Origin of the sequence: Bacillus glycinifermentans (genome assembly GCF_001042475.2) — a bacterium.
GTDB classification, from domain to species: domain Bacteria; phylum Bacillota; class Bacilli; order Bacillales; family Bacillaceae; genus Bacillus; species Bacillus glycinifermentans.
Window position 1 is genome coordinate 1 of sequence record NZ_LECW02000003.1, and the last position, 24596, is coordinate 24596.

At 35.1% G+C, this 24596-nt stretch carries 25 protein-coding genes and 3 pseudogenes; 23 read left to right on the forward strand and 5 right to left on the reverse strand.

The annotated features are described in order from the left end of the window. Positions 1-84 (forward strand): peptidoglycan-binding domain-containing protein (locus tag AB447_RS02435; protein WP_172796312.1); only part of this gene is annotated, 84 nt, incomplete at its 5' end. A 41-nt stretch (positions 85-125) separates the two neighbouring features. Here AB447_RS02435 and AB447_RS02440 read toward each other — a convergent pair. Both AB447_RS02440 and AB447_RS24885 read right to left on the reverse strand, forming a co-directional pair. Continuing rightward, entirely contained in the window at positions 126-347 is a 222-nt protein-coding gene (locus AB447_RS02440; RefSeq protein ID WP_048407340.1) for a hypothetical protein, read from the reverse strand. Positions 348-365: 18 nt separating this feature from the next. Next, on the reverse strand, positions 366-1970 hold the full coding sequence (locus AB447_RS24885; protein ID WP_082634608.1) for a T7SS effector LXG polymorphic toxin: 1605 nt from the start codon (positions 1968-1970) through the stop codon (positions 366-368). Positions 1971-2307: 337 nt separating this feature from the next. On the opposite strand from AB447_RS24885, the gene AB447_RS02450 reads away from it, so the two are divergent. Both AB447_RS02450 and AB447_RS25655 read left to right on the forward strand, forming a co-directional pair. Beyond that, positions 2308-3207, forward strand: a complete 900-nt coding sequence (locus AB447_RS02450) for a DUF6602 domain-containing protein (protein ID WP_048354290.1) — start codon at positions 2308-2310, stop codon at positions 3205-3207. Continuing rightward, complete coding sequence (locus AB447_RS25655; RefSeq protein ID WP_156183667.1) at positions 3126-3593, forward strand: hypothetical protein; 468 nt, start codon at positions 3126-3128, stop codon at positions 3591-3593. Before AB447_RS02450 ends, AB447_RS25655 begins: the two co-directional genes overlap by 82 nt. A gap of 807 nt (positions 3594-4400) precedes the next feature. Here the strand turns inward: AB447_RS25655 and AB447_RS02465 are convergent. Continuing rightward, a complete protein-coding gene (locus tag AB447_RS02465; protein ID WP_048354292.1) occupies positions 4401-4670 on the reverse strand; it encodes a hypothetical protein in 270 nt (89 codons plus the stop codon). A gap of 292 nt (positions 4671-4962) precedes the next feature. Here AB447_RS02465 and AB447_RS02470 point away from each other — a divergent pair, with 292 nt between their 5' ends. The 16 genes and pseudogenes from AB447_RS02470 (at position 4963) to AB447_RS02530 (ending at position 16998) form a co-directional block, all read left to right on the forward strand. Then, a complete protein-coding gene (locus tag AB447_RS02470) occupies positions 4963-5439 on the forward strand; it encodes a DUF2975 domain-containing protein (RefSeq protein WP_048354293.1) in 477 nt (158 codons plus the stop codon). 10 nt (positions 5440-5449) lie between these two features. Beyond that, positions 5450-5671 carry a helix-turn-helix domain-containing protein gene (locus AB447_RS02475; protein ID WP_048354294.1) on the forward strand — a complete coding sequence of 74 codons (222 nt, stop codon included), beginning with the start codon at positions 5450-5452 and terminating at the stop codon, positions 5669-5671. Positions 5672-6199: 528 nt separating this feature from the next. Continuing rightward, positions 6200-8053 (forward strand): T7SS effector LXG polymorphic toxin, encoded by a 1854-nt coding sequence (locus tag AB447_RS26600; RefSeq protein WP_082634609.1) that lies wholly within the window; start codon positions 6200-6202, stop codon positions 8051-8053. 9 nt (positions 8054-8062) lie between these two features. Further along, positions 8063-8590 (forward strand): hypothetical protein, encoded by a 528-nt coding sequence (locus AB447_RS02485; protein ID WP_048355047.1) that lies wholly within the window; start codon positions 8063-8065, stop codon positions 8588-8590. Between the two features lie 210 nt (positions 8591-8800). Next, positions 8801-9270: pseudogene (locus tag AB447_RS27380) on the forward strand (DUF4274 domain-containing protein). Positions 9271-9300: 30 nt separating this feature from the next. Next, positions 9301-9484: pseudogene (locus AB447_RS26615) on the forward strand (LXG family T7SS effector ribonuclease toxin YxiD); the annotation flags it as partial. Positions 9485-9489: 5 nt separating this feature from the next. Beyond that, positions 9490-9924 (forward strand): SMI1/KNR4 family protein, encoded by a 435-nt coding sequence (locus AB447_RS02495; protein ID WP_048355046.1) that lies wholly within the window; start codon positions 9490-9492, stop codon positions 9922-9924. A gap of 56 nt (positions 9925-9980) precedes the next feature. Continuing rightward, entirely contained in the window at positions 9981-10418 is a 438-nt protein-coding gene (locus AB447_RS02500; protein ID WP_048355045.1) for an SMI1/KNR4 family protein, read from the forward strand. A 132-nt stretch (positions 10419-10550) separates the two neighbouring features. After that, entirely contained in the window at positions 10551-10805 is a 255-nt protein-coding gene (locus tag AB447_RS27425) for a hypothetical protein (protein WP_048355044.1), read from the forward strand. Beyond that, positions 10786-11034 (forward strand): Rok-like winged helix domain-containing protein, encoded by a 249-nt coding sequence (locus AB447_RS27430; protein WP_420912132.1) that lies wholly within the window; start codon positions 10786-10788, stop codon positions 11032-11034. Before AB447_RS27425 ends, AB447_RS27430 begins: the two co-directional genes overlap by 20 nt. 508 nt (positions 11035-11542) lie before the next feature. Beyond that, positions 11543-12805, forward strand: a complete 1263-nt coding sequence (locus AB447_RS02510; protein ID WP_048355782.1) for an MFS transporter — start codon at positions 11543-11545, stop codon at positions 12803-12805. Positions 12806-12912: 107 nt separating this feature from the next. Beyond that, complete coding sequence (locus tag AB447_RS02515; RefSeq protein WP_082634610.1) at positions 12913-14019, forward strand: response regulator aspartate phosphatase; 1107 nt, start codon at positions 12913-12915, stop codon at positions 14017-14019. Next, positions 14016-14144, forward strand: a complete 129-nt coding sequence (locus AB447_RS27175; protein ID WP_270574655.1) for a hypothetical protein — start codon at positions 14016-14018, stop codon at positions 14142-14144. Before AB447_RS02515 ends, AB447_RS27175 begins: the two co-directional genes overlap by 4 nt. Positions 14145-14358: 214 nt before the next feature. Further along, the gene (locus AB447_RS02520) at positions 14359-14796 is read left to right on the forward strand and encodes a hypothetical protein (RefSeq protein WP_048355781.1); all 438 of its coding nucleotides are present in this window, start codon (positions 14359-14361) and stop codon (positions 14794-14796) included. Between the two features lie 769 nt (positions 14797-15565). Then, positions 15566-16234 carry a 7-cyano-7-deazaguanine synthase gene (locus tag AB447_RS02525; RefSeq protein WP_053075433.1) on the forward strand — a complete coding sequence of 223 codons (669 nt, stop codon included), beginning with the start codon at positions 15566-15568 and terminating at the stop codon, positions 16232-16234. Between the two features lie 338 nt (positions 16235-16572). Further along, complete coding sequence (locus AB447_RS02530) at positions 16573-16998, forward strand: HIT domain-containing protein (RefSeq protein WP_053075432.1); 426 nt, start codon at positions 16573-16575, stop codon at positions 16996-16998. 496 nt (positions 16999-17494) lie between these two features. Here AB447_RS02530 and AB447_RS02535 read toward each other — a convergent pair whose 3' ends face one another. After that, positions 17495-17941, reverse strand: coding sequence for a hypothetical protein (locus tag AB447_RS02535; RefSeq protein ID WP_241494758.1), 447 nt, complete (start codon positions 17939-17941; stop codon positions 17495-17497). A 126-nt stretch (positions 17942-18067) separates the two neighbouring features. Between AB447_RS02535 and AB447_RS02540 the strand changes: the two genes are divergently transcribed. The 3 genes from AB447_RS02540 (at position 18068) to AB447_RS27180 (ending at position 20680) form a co-directional block, all read left to right on the forward strand. Then, positions 18068-19327, forward strand: a complete 1260-nt coding sequence (locus AB447_RS02540) for an MFS transporter (RefSeq protein WP_048355779.1) — start codon at positions 18068-18070, stop codon at positions 19325-19327. Positions 19328-19437: 110 nt separating this feature from the next. Continuing rightward, a complete protein-coding gene (locus AB447_RS02545; RefSeq protein WP_172692044.1) occupies positions 19438-20568 on the forward strand; it encodes a response regulator aspartate phosphatase in 1131 nt (376 codons plus the stop codon). Further along, positions 20558-20680 (forward strand): hypothetical protein, encoded by a 123-nt coding sequence (locus AB447_RS27180; protein ID WP_270574645.1) that lies wholly within the window; start codon positions 20558-20560, stop codon positions 20678-20680. Before AB447_RS02545 ends, AB447_RS27180 begins: the two co-directional genes overlap by 11 nt. Before the next feature lie 1593 nt (positions 20681-22273). Here AB447_RS27180 and AB447_RS02555 read toward each other — a convergent pair. After that, entirely contained in the window at positions 22274-22789 is a 516-nt protein-coding gene (locus AB447_RS02555) for a hypothetical protein (protein WP_057957422.1), read from the reverse strand. An 846-nt stretch (positions 22790-23635) separates the two neighbouring features. Here AB447_RS02555 and AB447_RS02560 point away from each other — a divergent pair. Continuing rightward, positions 23636-24312: pseudogene (locus tag AB447_RS02560) on the forward strand (hypothetical protein). Positions 24313-24596 lie beyond the last annotated feature (284 nt).

Sequence of the window (24596 nt, forward strand, 5' to 3'; positions counted from 1 at the left end):
CGGTTCCAGCTGATGCACGGACTGTCTGCTGACGGCATTTATGGGCCGAAAACGAAAGCTAAACTAGAATCTTTATTAAAATAAAAAGGGCAGGCGCTATGCCTGCTCATTTTAAATCATCCTTATTAAATATCAATTTCATCCCAAATCTCTTTAATTTTCTTATTATCTATTGTTCCTTTTTCAAAAAGCTCATCTGTTGTTTTGAAAGATTGTGAATTGCTATCCCTTTCTCTTGTTAAGTACAGACCTTCTTCGTTTTGACTTATCCAATAGCTCTCATCCAAATAGTAGAACTGAAATTCTTCACCCATTTCAATTCTTTCTTTAAACTCTTCAATATTCATTATTTAAACTCTCCTTTTTTATGGTATACGTTTAAATTTACCATCATCATTCCATTCAAATACGTGCTCGTGTGGCCATTCTGGATGTTGTTTCGGATTCCCATGATTCGTAAAATCAACATCTCGAACAGCTCGCCCTTCAGAATCATAGTACCTCCTAGTTTTTACTTCACCTGTTTTTTTATCTACAACATCAACAGATGAGTTAGGAACCCCTTTACCTGGATGTGGTATAGAGGTAGTTGTTGTATGATTTGGAGAAGGTGTAATATCAATGTTTTTTCCTTTATTTGATGTTACAGTTTGTTTTTTAACATTCCCGGCTTTTTTCACGCTTTTTTCTGCCTTAGAAGCTTTCTCAACCTTTGAAACTTTCTTAGCTGCCTTCTCCCCTTTAATCATTTTAAAAACATATTTTCCGACTTTGGCTAATTTCCCGGCGGGTATCACACTGACACCGTCAATGACTCGATCCCCAGTGGAAATATCTTTTCCTGTATCGGGGTCGATACCAAAAATGGCTCTATAAGCATCTTTGACAATGAAAAGTTCTCCAATTACACCAGTCGAGCTTACCATCTCTCTGGTGTTGTCCCTTATGGTATCCATGATGTTTTTCTCTTTATTTTTCGAAATCCAACGGACAACCTCGTACCTTACTTCTCCGCCGGATATGTATTCACGTACAACTTGGCCGTTAGAATAAAGAGTGTATTTTCCGCCTGTGAAGTTTTTACCGGTTCCGATTTCATCGGTGACGTCCACAGAGCCGATCTTTTTATATCCTTTAATATTATACAATTTACCATTGATGACGCGAATACCTGTGTCTATTTTTTTTGAATGGTCTGCTTTAGCGACCGTATCAACTTCAGTCTCTTCTTGCTCAGCCAGTTTTTTCAGCATGATTTCCATTGGTGAAGGTTCAACGTTATCTATATCGCCATTCATTCCGGTAACCTGCTTATTAAACATCAGTTCTTCATCTGACTTTAAAATCGATCCTTTTTGATAGGTGGTAATCTCAATTTTAGGCCCCGTATACATTTTTTCAAGTCTGGCGATGTATTTTTGCATCGTCTCAAGATCGTTTTCAGCCGTTTTGAGGGCGTTGGTTTGCTCGCGGTCAAACGCATGCAGCTTTTCAAGAGTCGTGCTGATTTCCTTTAACGCTTTCTGATTTTGTTCATGAAAACCGCTGTCATTCAAATCCGGTAAGTCGACGATATGGCTGACTTTTGCGATCGTGGCGTTGGTCTTAGAAACTAAATGTTTTGTTGTTCGATCAGCAGCATTTAAGCCATTCTCCAACTCGTGTTCGAGAAAGGACTGTGAAATAAATCCGTTATGGTTTGGTTCCAGGGAATTCAACGCGCTTTTCATTTTCTTCAGCGTGGAACGGTATTCCTCTATAAAGGTATCATAGAACTGTAGAAAAGGGGTGTGACATTCCTCGTAAAAGGCGCGGATCGCGTCGCCGCCTTTTCCTTTTAAAGCATCATCAAGTGATGTGATGCCCTCAATGGCTTTTTTGACTTTGGCGAACTCGTCTGATTGGTGTTTTAATTGTTCCAGCGTTTGATCAATTGCATGGTGCAACGCCTGAACATCCAGAGTCTTCATGGCATTCTCCTCTAATTCTTTTGGTTACAATCAGTATAGAGTTTACCACTTTACGGAAACCAATTGGGGAATAAATCCTGTGAAACCTTGAAAATAAGTCTTTTGGCTCGGGTTATTATTTCTCATTTTTTATAAGCGGCGGAATTAATGGATTAAAAACATAAAGTAATTATTTGATCAAATATATCCAGACTTTTAAATTGCGAAAAAACTTCCATTCCATTTTTCAATAAGATACAATCCTAATTGCACAGACAAAAGTAAACACAATCCTTAGTGATGTGAAGTTTTTAATTTTATTAATAGTGCAACTCTGTATTAAGAAGGGGGAACAATAATGATTAATACCGTTGCAGAGATGTTGTTAGAAATAAAAAGAAAAGAAGAAGAAGCAATTAAGAAATTTGAAAAAGAGGTAGTGGATTTAAAACATCCTACGATTGTTGGGGATATGTATGAAGGAATCGCACAAAAATTACTGAATAAGTCCATTTTTGAAGAATTTGATTTGAGAGTAGTATCTGGACAAATTATAAATAAAAATAAAGAAATAAGCCCGCAAATAGATTGTATGATTGTAGAGGGTGAAGGTAAGCAGATACCTAGTACGGATAAATGGATTTATGATATATCACAAGTAATTGCTGTTATTGAAGTAAAGAAAAATTTAAATAAGGGAGATTTAACTGACGCTTATAAGAAAATGGTGAAAATAGAGAGTATGTTGGATCCTAGAGATATGAATCGAGGTGAGTTTAAATTATTTAGAGATGCATTTCGTAGTGCAGTAGGAATCGATATTCCAGATCATAGTGAAATATCTAATTATGACCTTGTTACAGAAATGATGTATCATAATCTTTTATTGGAAGCTATGAGTCCTTTAAGAATAGTTTTTGGGTTTTATGGATACAAAGATATGAAAAGCCTAAGAAAAGGTTTTGTAAGATACCTTAAAGAAAATATAAGCTCAGATATTAATCATCCAATTAAAGGATTTGGACCCGGAAACGTCCCTAATTTAATTTTTACTCGGAACAGTTCTTTGATTAAGATTAATGGTATTCCTTATCAACCTCATGTAGATAAGAATGGATTTTGGGATTTCTATACTAGTTCTAATTTCAATCCATTATTCCATTTATTAGAGATATTATGGACAAAATTAAGCTACATGGTATCTCTTCTGATATATTTGGGGAAGATCTTAAAATTGAAGGTCATGTTAGATTTTTAAGAGGTAGACCGAAATCACGAGATGGAAAAATTGGATGGGAGTTTGAATATATAGAAGAATTACCGGATGACTTTGAGGCAGATGGGACTGTGTTTAAAGATTGGGAACCTGAAGAACTAAGTGAAGCAGAACATTTACTTATGGTTTGGCTATGCAATGGAAAATCAATGAATACTAATAGTGAGATATTTCATGACTTACTCCAACGATATAATTTAGATGAGTTTAAATTTTTAGCTGGTTTAAAAGCAAAAAAATTAGTTTATAAAGATCGAGAAAATAAATTAAGATTACTTACTGATGAATGTGTAGTTGGGATTAAGGAAGGTAAATTATACGCCGGAGAAAATAGAGACGGAAGAATGGAAAGATGGTTGTTGAAATAATAATTTTTTTTACCAAAATCACGACCAAAATTTGACCAAAAAATATTGAGAATCATACAGAATTTATTTCAGATTTAAAATAACAAAGCACTGAAAAAGCCTTTGTTTATAAGGATTTTCAGTGCTATACATAGTCTATTTCAATTCGAAATTATGTTCCGCACACAAGTCCATCCTTGGGAGCGCGAGCAGTATATGTCTCAGTATTAATTTTAAAACCCCTTGGCACCAGTGGTGTCAGGGGGTTTTTGATTTGTGGGCATTTTCAATATTTCAAGATGAAATAATAGTCATGCATAGTAGAAAAATTACTTTTGGAAAAAAGTATCGGTTTTAATGGAGACATGACCGGACCCGAAAGATCAAAGTAAATGGGTGACTTTGTACGGTGCTGTTACTGATCCAGCCAGCTGCCGTGAGCATGACGTTAAGGAATTTTCAGAGATTATAGAGCGCCATGGTTTATGGGATACCGGAATCGAAACATTCGCCGAAGCTGTCAGAGAAACTGACCACCAATGGCCATTTCGGACCACAGCGTTTATCGAGGGTGAAATAAATGGGGGTAGTCAGAAACTTTAGATTAGGGGATTTTGCATACATTAAAACCGAACGTGAGTTTGTTTTGGTTATGAAAAATAAAATAATGGTCCTTATGATAACAGCAAGTTTAAAGCCATGTTGTATGCGTTGGAATAGGCTTAGAAGTAATAACTGGTAATGAAACATCGAGTTATTCGCTCGAATAGGAAGGACTGATGGGGAATTAAGGTTTTGAAAATAAAGAAGAAGGGGAGCCCTCTTCTTTTAATTAATCCATCCTTCATAAGTCGCACGATAGAATCCTTCGACAATCTTTACTGATTTAAGGTAATAAGTAACACCGCCCTTAACGGTTGTGTTTGGGATATCCCATCTGTGAAGAAAATCTTGTGTGAAAGAATCTTTTATTGCTTGTGTAGAAACTTCTGTTTGTGTTGGGGGAATAGTTGAATTATTAGGACTGGCAGCGAAAGCAGGAGCTGCTGAAACAAGTAAAGCAAGCGACAAGGCAGAAACAGTTAAAACTTTTTTCATTTTAAAACACTCCTTTTATTTTTTTAATACAACTGTATTATTACATGCATTGTTAAATTTGTCCAAGGAATTTTATGTTAAGGATTTGTGAACGTTTATTTTTGATCGTCAAAAGCTTCCTTGAATGCAATTTACACCAGATGCATTTCTTTATATTGAGAGATGCTTTTTCTAAAATCAAAAGATTTTTTACCTAACAATAAAAAAATAATAGAAAAAGATAAAAATTTATTGCAAAACGATAAAATGTGCATTAAAATCAAAATAACAATCATCAAGTGAGGTGCTTTTTATGAAAAAGGGAACGACGTTGTTTTTAAAATTAGCTGTTTTTCTAATTGGAACTCCAGTTCTTGCTTTGTGTATCCTTGGGTTGCCTTGGCTAGTTAAACATCCAGTAAATCCAGATTATACTCATATCCTTTATCCTATTTTAATCGGTATGTATGTTTCAGTGATCCCGTTTTTCGTTGCGTTGTATCAGGCTTTTAAACTCTTAAGCTATATTGACAGGAACCAAGCTTTCTCTGAATTGTCTGTTAAAGCTCTAAAGAATATCAAATTCTGTGCAATGACATTCAGTGGTTTGTATGTGGTAATTATGCCATTTGTTTATCTCTTGGCAGAGCTGGACGATGCCCCCGGTATCATACTAATCGGAATGGTCATGATTTTTGCATCAATGGTGATTGCGGTCTTTGCTGCCGTCCTTCAAGTGCTTTTAAAAGATGCTATAGATATAAAATCAGAAAATGATTTAACGGTCTGAGGTGAATATTATGGCAATTATAATCAATATTGATGTAATGCTGGCCAAAAGGAAAATGAGCGTCACAGAACTTTCGGAGAGGGTCGGAATAACGATGGCGAACCTTTCCATATTGAAAAATGGAAAGGCTAAGGCAATTCGATTATCAACTTTAGAGGCGATTTGTAAGGCTTTAGAGTGTCAACCCGGAGATATTTTAGAATACCGAAGTGATGAAGACACGAAAAGATAATAAAGAACGCTCAGATTTTTTAGATCCGAGCGTTTTTCTATGCAAATTATGTTTTCACCTGGTCAATTCGGTTTCTAATTGTAGGTTTAGCAGTGCCTGATACGAATGGGCGCGGCATTTCAGATATGTTAGGGGATATCTGAGGGGGAATCAATTGAGCTGACAAACTTTCCGATTTTTTATTGTATCGGCTTTTATAAAAAGGAAAACGGGGCCCGCCGGTTCGGGAAAGTTTATATCCAGCAATATCAATAAGAGGTGTTTTAGACAACTGAAAAATATCAGGTGTTTATTGCTGGATAGTCATGTTGAATTTTTGCTGAAAGACTCATGGAACGATCCTATCTGTATTGGCAAGAAGACAGTCAGAAATTGACTGCCTTTCTTTTTAACTCTAAAAGAATTTGGATTTTTAGGCCTGATCCATTAGATTCATTTTTGTGGATGTCCAGGGTTTATTCGCCAATTATCTTCTATAAAGTGGTAAACTCTATACTGATTGTAACTTTAGTATTAGAGGAGAATGTCATGAAAACTTTGGACGTTCAGGCGTTGCACAAAGCAATTGACCATACGCTGGAACAGTTAAAAAAGCAATCGGATGAAATGGCTAAAGTCAAAAAAAGCGTTGAAGCCATCACATCCCTTGACGATGCCTTAAAAGGAAAAGGCGGAGACGCGATTCGTGCTTTCTACGAAGAATGCCACACTCCGTTTCTTCAGTTCTATGAAACTTTCATTGACGAATATGAATCAGCACTGAAAAAAATTAAAAATGCACTGAATTCCCTTGAACCGAATCACAACGGATATATATCGCAGACCTTTCTCGAACACGATCTGGAACAAGGTTTAAACGCGGCTGATCGAACAACAAAACATTTGGTTTCCAAAGCCAACGCCGCGATTGCAAAAGTCAGACATATTGTCGATCTTCCAGATTTGAACGACAACGACTTTCACGAACAAAATAGAAAAGCATTGACTAACATCAATCAGACGATTGAAAAGCTGCATACGTTTGACAGGGAGCAGACAAACGCCCTCAAAACGGCTGAAAACGATCTTGAGACGATGCAACAATACATAAAAAGACTTGAAAAAATGTATACGGGGCCTAAAATTGAAATTGCCACCTATCAAAAAGGATCGATTTTAAAACCGGATGAGTTGGATGCTTTGAGCGGGAATCAAGAGGCAGCGATGGGAGTCATGTTGGATAAGCTTGATAAGAGATCAAAGCTTGAAAAAGAGATTAGTGAAGTTAGCGAACATGATGTTAAAATGTACAAGTTAAAGAAAAAGCTCGAAAACGCATCCAATTCAGAGGAATACATTAAGATTGCTAAAGAGATTGGGTATGAAAATCTAGATTCAGATCAGAAGCTATATTTATGGCTGCTGGAGAAAAAGAAGTACGTAGAGTCCGATCCGATTGGATTTGTTGACGGAGTAAAAGATAATCTCGTCGATACGGGCGTTGGTTTATGGGATGCTGTAACCCATCCTATGGAAACACTTGAGGGCATCGGCAATGCGATCATTCACCCCGTAGATACCTTTAACATTATAAAAAAGGATATTGAAGAATCCTTTGAACGAGATGTGATCAATGGTGATTCCTACAGTAGAAGCCATTGGTTCGGATATGCCCTTACAACGGTGGGAACATCGATAGTAGGCACAAAAGGAACAGACAAATTAAGCAAAGTATCGAAAGCCGGGAAAATCGGGAAAGCTGGATCTAAAGTAAAGGCAGCTTCTAAAAAAGCAGTGAGCAAAACGATTAAGGTTTCGAAAGAAGCTGTGGAAAAAAGCGTAGCGTCTTTCCAAAAAACGATGCAAAGGGTCGCTTCCAAAGTAAAAGGGATTCATATACACAATCCTTTTGAGCCACAAGTTCAGTTGGCTGGTGGGGGGAAAGTACCTTATAATGCTATTGATGGTGAAAACTTTAAAGACACCCTTATTCGGCGTATAAAGGAACTTGCTGATGTTGAGAAAGGCGATATCAGAATAAATAAAGCTACTTCCGAAAAAGTCGTTAATGCCTTGTCTAATTTCAAAAGCAGAAAAATGACATTTGGAAATCAACGGTTCTTACTAGATAAAAAAGGGATGAAGCATATTTTGGAAAGACATCATCCTGAATATTGGGACGGATCAGTTAAAACGACACAGTCTTTTTTCAAGAAGGATTTGTCTATAGAAGACATAGCTAATGCGATAGAATCTATTTTAAAACAAAACCGAGGGGTTTTGACTGAAAAAGACTTTAGGGGAACAACAGGTAAGCAGCAAATAACAGGAACGTATAACGGAGTAAAATATGTAGTTGGTTTTAAAAAAGGACGAATAGGTCAATTCTATCCAGTAGAGTAGGTGAAAATTTTGTTTTATATTAATACATTAATTCGTAGACCAGATAAAACAATTACTGATTTATCGATATTGAAATCAAAGCAAAATGATTATTTTGTAGATATTAATAACATGAATGATTTAAAAAGTATTGAACATATATTGGATTTTGACTATCTTGAAGGCGCAATAATAATAAAATTTAATGATCAAATTTTGATGGATGTAACCACATGGGATTTAGTTGATGATTTGTGGGCATATTTATTAAATGTAATCGAGAATGTTTTGAACACAGGATATGGTGAAACTTACTTTCCAGATCAGCCGTTACGTTTAAGTATGCGATCATTAGCTAATGATTTATTACTTTTTGAATTAGATGCTCCTACTCAAGTTAAAGCTGCCGTACCTAAAAGAGACTTCCTTCTTGCTTTAATTGAAGGGGCGGACTATTTTTTTGAAAAAATGAATGAATCCTATGTTAATAACGTAGATTATAATGGTGAAATTGATATGATTGAGTCTTTGAGAAAAAAATTCCTTGCTGATATTTAAAATACACCTCCCATAAATTAGATAAGTGTTTCGGTGGTTTGTCCGAAAGATGTTGGTCATAAACTATATATTATTCTGAAAGAAATTTTAATGGGGTACAAAGGCTCTCTGGAAAGAGAGCTTTTTCTTTTGGGCTGTGGATGAGATTGATCAGATCTAAACCATGTCCAACAAAGTTATATACTATGTGTGTTAGGAGGTAATAATGTAATGGATAAGAAAAATATTAATTTCCTCGAAGAATTGCTTTATAATACAGAAAAAGACAGCACAATAAGTCAGGTAAGAAACATTGATGACCCTTTGTTGCTCCATGTTTTTGCAGCTAATTATAATTGGAATAGCGGCTTTGATGTCCAAAAGCAATTCTTGAAAATGAGAATTGTGATTTTGGAACGGGATTATTAATGTTCCATTATGCAGATGGTTATCGTATGCTGGAAAATCCAGATGATGTTTCAAAATCTACTTTAGAAGAATGGAAGGATTTTTTAGTCCAAACTTATAATAAGCTTATAAATTTGCAGTTTAAATCTCAGAACATTTCATTTGACCCTGAATTAACAAAGATTCAAAAGTTTAAGTTGAAAAAAAGCAACCCAAATATTCCGGATATTTTACTTGATAAGTCACCAGGACATGTGGTTGATGTTCCAAAAACCTTGAAAGGCAGTTGCTAATCAAGGTTTTTATTATTCAAATACACAATCCTTATTTCGGAGAAGACAGGAGAGTCAGTTAGAAGAAAAGGTGATAAGTATGATGCACATCATATAAGTGAAAATAGCACATGAGTGGTGGAATATACACCCTGCTAATTTTCCAAATGAACATCAATCTGGTATCCATGGTACAGGATCACCTGCGAATAAATTATTTAAAGGGGGTAAGTAAATAAAATGAAATACGATTTTATTAAAGATTATCAAGAAAATCAATTTTATCCGGTAAGTGAGGATGAAATACAAGAGGTAGAAGAAACATTGGGGTTAAAGATGCCTTTTGAATTACGGAAGTTTCTATTGGAAGTAGGATATGGTTTTCTAAAAAGATCAGAATATAACATCAATCGGATTATGGGGCCATCTTCAATACGAGACGCTAGATTGAAAACTAATGATTTTGAATATTATCCTGACATCGAAGTTTACGAGGATCTTGAAGAAGATAAATTAATATTTTTTGAGGCGAATGAAAGTGCGTTATTATTAATTGAATTAAGTGAAGAGCAAAATAATCCAATTTATTATGATGATATAAAGATAGCAGATTCATTGGAAGAGTTTCTAATTAGAATTATGGATGACGACAAATATTATATTGATTTAGCCTAACGAAAAATGGGAGTGACACCAGAGATGAAATTTTCCCTAGCAGAGGATACGTAAAAATGAATTATTTAAAGGTGAAAAAATTCATAAAAAATGCGAATTCCGACAACTTTACAGGTGGAATTAGTATCGAAAAAATGAATGAAATTCAAGAAAGTCTAAATGTAAAGCTACCCGAAAGGTTCTTGAAGAACTTTGGATCAGATGGAGTATATGGAGTAGATATACTTGGTTATGATTTTGGTGGAGCATCTGTAGTTGAATTCACAAATGAATATAGAGAACATTATAACCTTACAGATGGGCTAGTAGTTATTGAAGATATTGACTTCTTTGCTTATTGTTTAGATACAAACAAGATGGAGAATGGGGAATGTCCAGTATTTATATGGGATCGAGAATATGGATATGAAAATGTTGTAGCCAGCAGTTTCATTGAATATTTTTATGATAAACCTAAAGAGAAAAAAGAAATTTGGGAAGAAGATGAAGAGTGATCAAAACAGCCTCATCCTTATTAAGGGTGAGGTTTTTCTTTAAGGGATTTTTTATTTGGAAAAAATTAAAAATCAATTGTTAAAATTATAAAAGTCCCTTAAATTAAATAATGGTTTTTAGGAGATGGGATTATGTTTACCGAAAGGGAAGCATTACGTTTAAGGTGTGAGCAACTCAATGATGCTGAGATTAATTTGCTACGTCAACTTCGGGAAGAACGCAATGAAATTTATTCTAAGCTGCGCGAATTAGATAATCAAAACAATCCAGACGAAGCAACCGATGCAAACATGATCCATAAAAAATCCTTATTAGAATTAGCCAATGAAACGGTAAAGTCATTTGAGAAAAACAAATCCGCTAATTGTGTCATCCTTAAACCCTAGAAGAAAACCAAGGCTCGGGACAAAATCTCACAAACATCGTGAGGTAGCTTTAAAGATTTTAAGGGATCGCAAAGGTGAAATACGGGGATCTGAGATTCAAAAAGAAATTGAAAAGGAAACAGGGATGTCGATTCGTAATATGACGACATTTATGCAAGGATTATTGAAGTATCATCCTGAAGTGGAAAAGACATACCGTGGACGTTATGTTCTCAGAAAAGATAAATAAACGCAATTAGCAAAAAGTCCTTCATAATGAGGGCTTTTTTGTTTAGGAATTGGTTAAAAATGTATAATGAATAAGGAACTTACATTCGCTTTTAAGGTGTTGGAAGTATGAAACCTATTATTTCGAAGGAACTTGAAAATGCCATTCATGAAAAGTCATTATTGATCTGTGTATTCATGCAATAGAAAGATAAAGTAAGCTGCATCAAATAAAGACATAGAACTTGTTGAATATTATGAGGATAAGAGACAAAGAAGCTCTTTATAATATAAGAACTAAAGAAGGGGGATAAAGAAGGAAGCGGCAAAATATTGGAAGGCTGCGTTGAAATTGCACATGAAGAATATATTGAAAGAGTTTGAAAGAATTATAAACATCATTGTCCATTTAACTTGAATTTTTCTTAAACAATTCCTGCTTCACGTTGACCCATTAGCCAAAAATAGGATATGCTTATAAAATAAACATTGTAAAAAAGAGGGATTTTTGTAAGGGGGATTTTTGAAAAATGGATGGTGGTAATACCGTATGGCAAAAAAACTTCACCTTTCTTTTTTGCTCTAAATTGGTGAAGATAACCGCAGATTGCTTTGCTGTCAATACAATTCTGTGGTTCTTGATTTATGAAGGGAAGGGAGCGATTGGCACAGCTTTACTTTTGGCGGTTTCATTTCTTCCTCAAGCCCTGTTGGGGCCAATTATAACTCCTCTAATGAAAACAAATTCATTAAAATTCTGGATGTTCTTCGCTGATTTAACAAGAGCAACACTTATGCTTGTCATTCCAATATGCTACTTTAACGGCTTTTCACCTCTATGGTTTATCATATTGCTTATGCTTGTTCATTCCGCAACAGGGGCATCCTACAATCCTGCATCTGTTTCATTGATTCCGAAAATTGTGAAAGCAGATCTCATTCAAAAAGCAAATGCAATCATGCAATCGTCAGAACATGTTGTTAGGCTTGCTGCGGTTACTCTTTGCGGTGTGGTTATTGTCGCAATCGGGGCAGTGCAGGCAACATTGATTACATTCCCACTCTATATAATTTCAGCCAGTTTAATTCTTTTCATCAAATACACCATAAAAGAAAACGTTAAACAGAGAGCTGAAGAATCAAAGAAAAAGGGTACATATTTGAAAAAACTCAGAAGAGGTTTTACTCTTGTCCGAAGTCACCATATTTTGTTTCCATTAGCTATTTATTGTGTTTTCTCCAATTTAGCCTCTGCACCTTGGGAGGCACTTTCGGCAGTCTACATAGCTGAAGAACTCAATGGTGATCCGATCATTCATTCTTTAATAAAAGTTACAACTGCTGGTGGAGCATTTTTATTAGGTTACGTTTTGGCAAAGGTTAAAGTAAATCGATATGGCCTGTTGTTTGTCACGGCTGGAATTGTTGAAGGTGCAGCATTTTTCATAACGGGCATGAATTCGCTTTTACCTTTACTATTTCTTGCTGCCTTGGCATTAGGAGCCACTATTAGCGCAATTAATGTTCCTGAACACACTATTATTCAAATGTCTGTCGATGATGAAGATCAACCGCAGGTTTATTCTGTTATTAGCATGATTTCATATGTCATGATTCCTTTAGGGGCTTTAATTGGGGGATACGCCGCAACGATTTTTGGCGCAGGAAAAGTAATTGCTTTTGGAGGGTTAATTGAGATCCTTGCCGGAATTGGCATCCTGTTGTTTACTAAGCTTGGGAAAGCTCGACGCACTGATTTAATCAAAGAAAAGGAAGAGAGTTTAAAGGTATAAAGAAAATGAAGAAAAACGACATGAAAACTCTTTCGAACTCTTCCTAATTTTGCGATAATACAGACGATTATAAGATCCGTGAACTATAAAAGAAAGGATGAAAGGGATTGACCAAAACAAAAATTGCATATCAAGAAGTAGCTAATAAGATTAATCAATGGTATACGATGATTAAGAAGCGTGAAATCGAAAATGCAGTGAAAATAAAAGAAGAAATCAATGGCATGTTAGACGATATGGAGGAAAATCAAAATCTGCTTCTTTATTATAATCTTCTAGATTCTCGTCATAAGTTATTATTTGATATGTTCAAATCATCGGGTAAAATTCTTTATAAAATTCAGAAAAGTCCCGAAATGCAGAAAACTGATGATATGTTGCAATATTACTTTTTGTTTTTCTCTGGTCAATATATGTTGTCCAAAAAGAAATATATTGAAGCAATTAATTATTATAAGCTAGCTGAAGATAAGCTTGTTAAAATTGAGGATGAAATTGAAAAAGCAGAGTTCTATTATCATTTAGCCATATCATATTATCATATCGATCAGCACTTTTTCTTGTTGGCATATGCAGAAAAAGCTTTAACTGTTTTTCGTGAATATGACGATTATGCCCATCGAACAGTGAGCAGCGAAATGATACTGGGAGCAAACAAACTTGATTTATTCCGTTATGAAGCAGCCTACAAACATTACGAACATGCATTACACATTTCCAAAACAAAGGGTATATCCAACTCAGAGGGAAAGGCATATCATAATTTAGGAATCCTTTATAAAAGAAGAAATATGCTTTCTGAAGCAGAAGACTGTTTTAGAAACGCTTTGCTAATTGATGAATATGCTAATACTTATAATGGACTAAAAGCCATTTACAATCTAACCCACGTTTTGTACAAATCTGGACATATTGAAGAAGCAAGGGAATGGTTTAAGAAAGGAGTAAATCGTGCAGAAAAAGAAGGAGATAAGGAATATTTGGCGAAATTTACTCTTGTTAACACTTTGTACGATGAGTACAATGAAAGTGTATTAGCGGATTCCCTTGACACTTTAGAGCAGATGGGGTTATGGAATGATGTAGCAGTATTAACACTAGAGGTGGGATGCTACTTCAAAAAATCCGATGATATTAAAAATACAGCTAAGTTTCTTGAAAAATGTATTCACGCAAGGGATCAAATTCTAAAAATGACGGAGGAATTAAAATGAAAAAGACAATTGCTATTGCTTCTACGGTCATCTTAGCTGGTCTGGTTGCTTTCGGAGTATCAACTGGAAAGATTTCAATCCAACAAGGTGAACATGTTCAAGTTGCTGAAAAGGCTGTCTTCTGATACACGTTTTTCAAAGATGCTTGCGAGTATAGGCCACCCTTTAATTTTTTCAAAAACAAGGGATGGTCTCTTTTTTATGAAATATAATCGTTATTCTTTTTCACCTGTTTCATTAACACTTCCATCCACAAACCACAAAAAAAACGAATCAAATTTTTATTTTCCTTTTTATTGAAGCTGAATTATAATGTGGGAAAACAAGGGAGGGATGTTTATGAAAAAATTATTTGCATGTACCGTGTTAACACTATTATTGGCTTTGAATTTCAATGTGCAGGACTCAATGGCAAAGATTACAAAAGAGCAGACAAAAGTGAGCTTTACAATGACTGAGGATAATAAGGGATTTCTCATGGGAGACGACAATAATCGAAATAACTACCCAACTTGGCTGTTCTATAGATTTACAATCTTTAATGCGGAAGGATGCACTCTAAACATTAAGTTACAGAGGATTACGTTAGGTGGAGACCTTTTAACATTTAGTGAAAAAGAGTTTACCGGGAATCATTTTGACTTTAGCGCAACGGACAAAGTAGAGGGACACCCGTCAAGGAACCATTATTTGAATATCACTAAAGTGTCAGGCTGCGGAGATGTAAAAATCAAAGGATTTTATGGTTTTGAACACAAGGAGCCAGATTGGTATTGAACTGGATAATCATGCTCTAAGAGTGCTTGAAAGGGTAGAGAGCTACTTTACATTCTCAATAAAACGCTGCCTATACAATTTTTCTCTTCTTTCAAGATTTAAAAAACACCAGCCATAGTCCTCTTTTGTTAGCGTTTATATTAGCCTTCGCTTTTGTTTTCTCCGTCCTTTGCAAAGGACGGAGAAAACAAAGCAGTCTCACCTGAAGATAGTTTAGATGCTGAACTTCTTTCTCCAGACAGCAGTGGACACTCTTGCTTGACCTGCAGAGGAAGAGAAGCGGACAAACCGTTTGTTATTTAAGATCAATCCATTTTTATGTAAGTCTCTATAATGGCTGTTGTGATCCATTTTGACCGTTATGTATTCTGGTACGAAAATTGATTTCTGATTGAATTTCTTTTAATCTTTTAGAGATTTCTTGAGTATGCTCTTGTTTTTGCAAGTGCTCTTTGTTAAGAGTCTCAAGGTAAGCATAATCGATGATTTCTAATGTCTCTTATTGATCCTAAAAATTTGATGATCGATTTAACATGTTTCACTTTCTCTTCTGAAGAAAAACAAATATCATCCCTGAAATCATCTCTTATCAATATTTTTAATTTGTTTGTGACTTATGTTTTTTTAATACCATAACCATTCAGATTTGAACATAACACGACCAAAAGTGGGCAGTATTAATTGTATTTTCAATAATTTCAAAAAATATATTGATCCAAATAAGGGTTGTGGATACAATATAATAAAAATATGGAATAGGTGATTTTTAATGGAAAAAGCGTTGCTAATGTTATCAGGAGGACCAGATTCTTCAACCTTGGCTTACTGGATTAAAGATCAGGGATATGAACTGCACACATTAACGTTCAATTTTGGGGAAGAAGAGGGGGAGGCAGAAAAGAGAACCGCTAATTTCATCGCGAAAGATATTAGTAAGTCTCATAAATTCATTAGTTTTGAAAGCGTTTTACGAGAATTCTATATGGAAGACGATCCAATTCATATTCTTCGTATAGCCCATCTGCCATCTCCTATTAAAGCATTTGGAGCAGGAATCGCTATTTCTTTAGCTGCTTCTTATGCAGCAGAGAATGACATTCATCATTTATTTTACGCGGTTCACAAGGATGATACGATTTTTAGAGAAAACAATTATGAATTTTTCAATTTACTTTCAAAAGCTATTTCAATTGAATTGGGTCGAGAATTTAAAATTCACACACCATTTCTTGATAAGACAAAAGCAGAGGTTTTAAAAATTGGATTCGATCTTGGTGTACCACTTGAAGAAACTTGGAGTTGCGCTTCTAATAGCACTATTCATTGTGGTTGGTGTGATCCATGCAAAAATAGGCAAAAGGCTTTCAAAGACAATGGAATTACTGATAATACGCTATATGAAAATGTAAATAGTAAAAATTCAAGTGTAAATGTGTAGTTGAACACATAAAAAGCCTAGGTTTTCTTACAAAAAGAAAACGTAGGCTTGTTTTTAACTGTTTAGAGGTGGGATAGATAAATGTTGGCTATTTCTTATGCAAAAGTCACGTGTTATTGATAATGTTTCTTTTAATGTTAATCCAGGTGAATTAGCAAGTTTGTTGTTAACTGTAATGTCATTACCTTTTAACACAGACTTTTTCTCCGATATTGTACCTTTATATTCTATACCCTCACTTTTGAAAAGAAGTGTAGTCGGAAATACTATAAAAATGGAATTTTATTTTTTATTTTGTGCGAAAACAATGTCAGAAAGAGGGGAACACTTAACAAAGTATGAGTGAAATGGATAAATGTATATTTTGTGATATAGTTAGACAAAAAATTTCTTGTTTTGAGATATACAAGAATGACTTTGTAACAGCATTTCTTGATATAAATCCTATTTCATACGGTCATACAATAATTATCCCTAATAATCATATTGAAAGATTAGATCACATAAACGACCCTTCACTTTCAAAGGCTTTAATGAATTCTCTTATAAATGTTCCTCAAATATTAATTAACTCAGGTGTTTGTGAAGATTATACTATACTATCGGATAACGGGCATTTTGCTCAACAAGATATTAAACATCTGCATTTTCATATAATACCGAGATACATGAATGAAAAGTTTGAATTAAAATTAGATACTGACTATACGGCCGCTAAGAAGAACAACTTACTTTCATTGTGGAAAAATATTGTAGGGAGATGATCAGAAACGATTATCTCTTGTTTATCGTATTGTATTGAAACGGAAAAATGTAGCTATCGTTATGAGGTGATAGAAGTAAATAAAAGACTGTAGCGACAAGGGATTTATGAGTTTTTTAATTAGAGAAGGGAAGAGTTAATCGTAAAACGTTTGGGGGAGAAAGGACTATGAATGAGATGAGTAGGACTAGGAATGATTTAGAGAGAGGGGATGAGCTATCAAAAAAAATAAGCAGAACCAAAAATGAACGGGTTTTGTATAGGAGTAACAAAAGCCCTTCACATGGAAGGGCTGCGCTTAAAAATCTTAGATTTCTTGATAAGTAGGTATCATATATTGTTATTCGGGTTGTGTTTATTATATATAAGGCTAAAACCAATAAATAAAAAGCCAAGTAAACATAGCCGTACACTTTTTTACTGAATGGTTTTTTCATATAAATTAATAGAAATAACCCTACCATTAGAACAAAGAAAGTCATAGTTTACTTTCAGTTTTATTGTGGAAAAACCCCAGTTGGGACGGCTGCATATCCAAGTCCAGTAAAACGAATTCTAACACCATGTCCTTCATATTCGTCTTGAATCATTTGATCAAAACCAACTAGTCCTCCTCCAATTACTCCGGCTATTGCGCTTGCTAATTGTGTAGGAGGCACTGGTATAAACCTTGAAATTGCTGCAAGACCGGTTGTTGCTCCACCACCTGCTTTAAAGGATTGATATAATGTTCTTGTTTCATTGCAGTTAAAATACAAATTATACCCCCACCAATAAACCTTATGGCCAGATCGACCACAACCTTTTTTCGCCACTTCCATTTTATTATTGCTTCCACTATCAAGCGTTAATACACTACCGTCTTTGTCTAAAATTTTAACACTAAATGGGCTGCAAAGTGCATCGAAATTGCAATTAAAAGAACTGAGAAAACCATTTTCCACTCCTTTTTAAATGAACTTTCCTTAAATTATTCCTGTTCTTTATTGACTCTAAAACCAAAAATAGGATACGATTAAAAAATCACCACTGTAAAAAAGAGGGATTTTTGTAAGGGGGATTTAAGAAAAATGGATAGTGGTCAAACCTTATGGCAAAAAAATTTCACCTTTCTTTATTGTTCCAAATTGGTGAAGGTAATTGCAGATAGCTTTGCATTTAATTCTATTCTATGGTTTCTTATTTTAGATGGACAAGGGGCCATTGGTACAGCTCTATTAATAGCAGTCACTATTCTTCCTCAAGTTTTAATTGCACCGCTGATTTCTCCTTTAATGAAGACAAACACATTGAAATTCTGGATGTTCTCAGCAGATATAACGAGATCCATACTGATGTTATTAATTCCATTTTTCTATTTCAATGGATTTTCACCATTATGGTTTATTATTTCTTTAATGTTAATACATTCGGCAACAGGAGCTTCTTATGATCCCGCATCTGTTTCTTTAATTCCACAAATTGTAACAAGAGATCTTATCCAAAAAGCAAATGCCACTATAGAATCGTCAGTACAAGTTGTAAAGCTGGCAGCCGTCATGTTTTGCGGAATATTGATCGCTGTTATCGGGGCAGCAAATACAATGCTACTTACTTTCCCGCTATATATTATCTCAGCCAGCTTAGTTTTTTTAATTAAATATAAATTAAAAGACAATAAAACCAAAGATAAAGAATCCAATCAAAAAGGTACATATATGAGAAAACTAAAAAGAGGTTTTGTCCTTGTAAGAAATCATCAAATTTTGTTTCCATTGGCTATTTATTGTATCTTTTTAAATTTGGGTGCTGCTCCTTGGGAGGCACTTTCAGCGGTATATATTTCAGAAGATTTAAATGGCGGGTCAGTCATCCATTCTTTTTTAAGAGTGACAACTGCAATAGGTGCTTTTTTAATGGGATTTATTCTAACCAAAGTAAGAATAAATCGATATGGATTATTGTTTGTAACAGCTGGAATAGTAGAGGGAACAGCTTTTTTCATCACAGGTATGAATTCATACTTGCTATTGGTTCTTACTGCAGCTTTTGTTTTAGGTTCAACAATCAGTGCTATCAATGTCCCTGAACATACGATTATTCAAACTTCAGTTGCAGAAGAAGATCAACCGCAAGTATTTGCCGTAATAAGAATGACCTCTCATGTAATGATTCCATTAGGAGCATTAGTTAGTGGATATGCGGCAACTGTTTTTGGTGCAGGAAAAGTAATCGCTTTTGGTGGATTAGTTGAAATTCTCGCAGGAGTTTCCATTCTAACTCTCACTAAACTTAGTAAAACAAAACGAGCAGACCTGATAAAGGTGAAAGAAGAGAGCTTAAAAATATGAATTAAACATAACCATATGCTCATATGTATCTCTCATTCCAAATATTCCAAAAATATGCTATAATTAAACGGGTTAATACGATTTTCATAAAAAGGGAAGGGGTTTGAAACTTGTCGAATGAAAGTGTGATTCCTTATGATTGGGTAGCAACGAAAATGAACCATTGGTATATCGCGTTGAAAAATAACTGGATAAAAAAGGCCGAGGAAATGAAAGAGCAAGTCGAAAAAGAAATTGAGGTGATGGAAGAGAATCAAGATGCGGTGGTTTATTACCAGCTATTAAAATTTCGTCATGGGCTTATGCTTGACTATCTTTGTCCAGATGGCATGAGAGACATTGACAAACAATACGAGGATTTGAAGGTAGTTAGAGAAAACGAAAAGTTAACAGGAATGTTAGAGTATTATTATAATTTTTTTGCAGGAATGTATCATTTCAGAGAAAAAGAATTGATTCTTGCGATGAAGTACTACAAGGATGCTGAAACCCAACTGAACTCTTTTGACTGTGATGAGGTGGAAAAGGCTGAATTTTTCTTTAAATTGTCAGAAATTTATTACTATATGAAACAGACATACTTTTCAATGTATTATGCTAATCGTGCATACAAACTTTATTTAAAATACCCTACATACGGTCAGAGACGAGTCCAATGTCAATTTTTGATTTCAGGTAACTGGCTAGATAAAATGTATCCTGAAAAAGCTCTATATCATACTGGAAAGGCTCTTGAAGATGCCAAAAAACTGAAAATTGAGTATTTAATCGGTTCTTCGCACTTGAACACTGGAATATGTTATAATCAACTTGAAGAACTTGACAAAGCAGATGATCATTTCCGAAAAGCAGTAAAACTTTACAAAAATGAAAAGCACAGTTATTTACCTAAAGCCCTTTTTAATCTTTCTCATGTCAAAGCAAAACAGGAAAAATGGATTGACGCAGAAGATCTATACTTTGAGGGCAAGGAAATGGCTGAAAAATTTGGGGATTATGAATTCCTCACAAAACTGAAAATGATTAACGGAGTATATTTATCATTTGATTTAGACTCAGTTAAAGAATCATTCGAGTTCTTCGAGAAGAAAAGTATGTATGCAGACATAGAAGAGTATGGAGTGACTGTCGCAGAATTTTTAGAAAGGAAAGACATGCTGCATGACTCAATTGAGTTTTACCGTAGAGTAGTGGATGCGAGAAGGCAAATTCAAAGGAGGGACATGATAAATGAAGATTAAATTTATTTTATGCACTATTCTGTTATTGGGTGCTGTTGGTGTGACAGGTGCTTCTTTTGCCCAATTAGATAGCACAGCAACTTATCATGTGGCTGACAGAATGGCAATTTAAACGATTATAACTTAATAAATTTCAACAAGACAACTGTGATGCGGTTGTCTTGTTTTGTTAATGGGATTAATGATGGAAAGGTTTCTGATGAAGCTCTGTTATTCTTTAGCCTCTCGAAAACAGGGGGGGTTTTCGTTATTGTCATTTAATAATCGACATATTTTTTTGACCACTTCGGTTTGAAAAAACGTGAATTCAACGAAATTTGAAAACAAAAAATCATAAAAATATCAATAAATCAATAATCTTGAATACACAAAGTATATGTTCCGCACACAAGTTCACCCTTGGGAGCGCGAGCAGTATATGTCTCAGTATTAAGTTATTGACCCCTTGTCATCAGGTGACAGGGGGTGTTTGTTTTTGTGAGAGTTTTTAATATTTTAAGATAAAAGATGATCATCGACAAATTTACGTGATTCGGTTCAAAGTCAAGTTCTTTCTGTCAGGTGTGAAAAAAAGTCTTTCATTTCCGCTTGTACTTGATCTTGAAGTGAATCTAAGTCAGTTTTAACGGCTGCAGCAGGTTCATTCCTACGAGAGAATGAAAAGGTCAGCTTCTTCGCCATGATTAACAGCGGCCAGTCCTTCCTTGAAAACAGCCATGATGAATCTAAACTAGAGCTACAAAAATTTGGTGTACATGACTACTATTGGGTTAATGATTGGAACTATGGTTTTCTACTTTCGAAAATTACAGTAGGTGCGTGGAAAGAAGCGTAAACAAAATAGCTAAAGAGCTTCCAAAAAAATACTTTAAATGTTTTCCTAGACTCTAACGTCATAAACCAATGTACATAAAGAAAAGGTGATAATCATTAAATCTTTAACATTACCATTTAAGTTAGCAGTCTTTTTTCTTATTATTTTTCAAGTGTATTCAATTTGGACAAACTGGAATACTGATTTCCGAACAAGCGTAATATCAATGATAATCCTTGTAGGCTGTATCATTCTGATCGGGATTATTTAAAAAAAAATACTTGCACGAATCGCCGAGGTTTGCAATATGGAGTGTAGAAATGTGATACAACTTTTCATACTCAATGACCTTACTTGTTTAATGTTCCATTCCTTCATTGAAAATTTCTTTGTAAAATTTGTTGATTCGTTTATCAATCTCCATTCCAAAATGCCAGTCACTAAAAAGAGCAAGTCCATGTTTTTCAGTTGCGACAGGGGATGGGGAATTAAAATTAAGAGGTCTCTTTGATTCCGGCTGATTGCGAATTCAACCATAACCTTATATAGAAATAACAAAAGACGCCTTTATAAGACGTCTTGAGGAGCTCCTTCTACACGTGGCAGATGAGCTAAAAGTGAAGCAACAAGAGAACAGAGTGAAATATTTTCATTATGATCAAGTAAATGTCTAACGTCCGTGAAATTGTAAATCACGTAAATCGTAAGCTGTTAAACGTTATCCGTTTCCCATCCTACAAATAAATGTTGTAATTTTATCGGTATTACAGTTCAGATACGCTCTAAACCAAGGCGGCTCTCTACTTCTCTGATGCTCCGTGCTAATGATTTTACATCAGCTATCAAGGTGAAATCAGTTTCACCCTCATAGCTAAGGCAAAAGCCCAGCATTTATAGATACTTGTCTGCAGCCTCAAACTCAATTTCATAGTTATGATTTGCTTTTTCAATTGCATTTGATAAGCGATTCGCCATTCTTTCAAGTTTTAATCCCTTAGATTGCATTTTCTCAGGATCAAACATTGCTTTACGATAGCTAATAACATCAGAATAAGATGATAGACGTTCAGTTTCTTTAGAACGGCCGTAGCTTTTAAGTCTATTAGCTTCACCTCTAAGTTGCTGAGCTAGCTCAAGAGCTTCAGTAATAGACAATTCTTTTTCATCCCATACAACTTTAGCATTAAGGTTGGCTTCGGACATTAATACTACCAGATTTCGATAATCTTTTCTAGCCTCTTCCAACTCAGATGTGATTTGATCTACAGTTTTTGCAGGTTTTATGTATTCTTCGCCTTTATCATACTCAACATATGCAACACTGTCACGTTCTTGCAAGAGTTCTTGAATACGTTTAGAAATAGTTTTTTTTAACGGAAGAGCCTCGAATAGTGCGATTTTTGACATTTACTATCGACTCCTTTATAGGATTATAGACTTGATTTTAATATAATTTTGATAAATTGCCAACTATTACACATTATTCTGATGGATTATTTTTTAGAAGGGGACAAGACGTATCCAATCCCCTTAAGTACAAACCTAAGTTGTACACCGCAATAAATTTTAGTAGTTATGTTTCGATATACTGCAAAAATATAAATGTTGTTGAAAAGTCAAAGAATGAATTTGAGATGTTAAATTTATAACTGATGAACCTGTTTTTGTCGATTTTATTCTATTTTCTCGATGAGAAAGCTGGCGGTTGGGACCTTTCAAGTAAAACCCGCCAGCTTTTTTTAGATTCATGGCAGCGAAAACAAACATCGTGCATAGGCCAAATTTGAGAAACCACACGTTCGCTATCTTTATAATTTATGAAGTCAACTTTGTACCACGGACACCCAGACACAACTGTTTTATCATCAAAACGTACTTAATGCCTCTGACGGGATTCGAACCCGCACTCCTTTCGTAAGCATAGGCTAGGGGAGAACACGCTTCCCTACGGAATTTCACCTGTCTCAGCTCATTTGCTTTTCGGTGCTTCTGAAACCCTTGCCTTGCGACCCGCTACTACAATTGTTTTACGGCGCTCTTCCTTTCTAGAGCTACAGAGGCAGAATTTATTTATATTATACAGAGGTAATTGAATAATGGGAACTTAATTCACAGGACCTATGCTGAGCTGTAGAGTACGCCCAGGCTCGAGGGATCGGTACCCGCTTAGTAGAGGGGATATTGAAAAATGCACATGTGGCTTTCTTGACATTATATGCCAGTATGTTATGGTAGATTGAAAGGAATGATTGAATGAAAAAACGAACGAAGATTTTTTATTGTAATGTTGCTCTACTATTGCTCGTTCTATCGCTCACAGGGTGTAAAGGCGGGACAAACGAATCATCAAAAACAGCCTCTTCAGAGAATGACTCAGCTTTAGAATCTCAAGAAGCAGCTGACAAGACTCAAAAAAAAAACAAACAAACGTGGAAGAAGATGAATCCGTGTCCACAAAGGGATCAGAAGAATCTGCAAAAGACGATTCAAGTGATACGTCTTCAAGCAACAAGGAGTCAGCTAATCCGTCTGATCATGCATTGTCTGGATATTCTTCTGAGAAAATTGAATACGCTAGAGTGTGGTTGCAGCTTGGACCAAATCAAGAGATAGATGAATTGAATGTCCGGCATATTTCGGCTGGAGAACCAATCAACCCTAATGATGACACCAGTGCCAGCTATCCGGAAGATGTTGTCCAGTTGGCAGGTTCTCGATTAGTGGATGGATCGGTAACTTATAGTAGTAATGGAGATGGCACGATTCATGTATATAACGTTCCTTTGCGTTGGGAGAGTTCTGCTGACGTAGATAAAAACTTTATGAAAGAATACACAGAAGGTATTATAAAAAATACAAAGGTAGTTGATGTTGACCCGGGCAATAATAAAGAAATCGTAAAGCTCATTGATATAATGAATATTCATTAATTTTTTCATAAAACGCCAAGCTTTCCCCAAAAAAAGGGGCGGTTCAAAAAAATATTGAACCGCCTAAACTGTTAGTGCAATACTTTAATACATCTGTGGTAGTACATTCTACGATCTTCATTGTAATCACCATTACCCCTTCGTGTTACTGCTTCAATTTGAATGCCACCAAAATCCAGCACTAATCTATGGAATAATTAGCAGCAACATTATCAACACCTTAACTGAATCGCCAATTGGATTGGAAAATCGTCTATAGTTTATGACGCCTTGTTAATTGAATA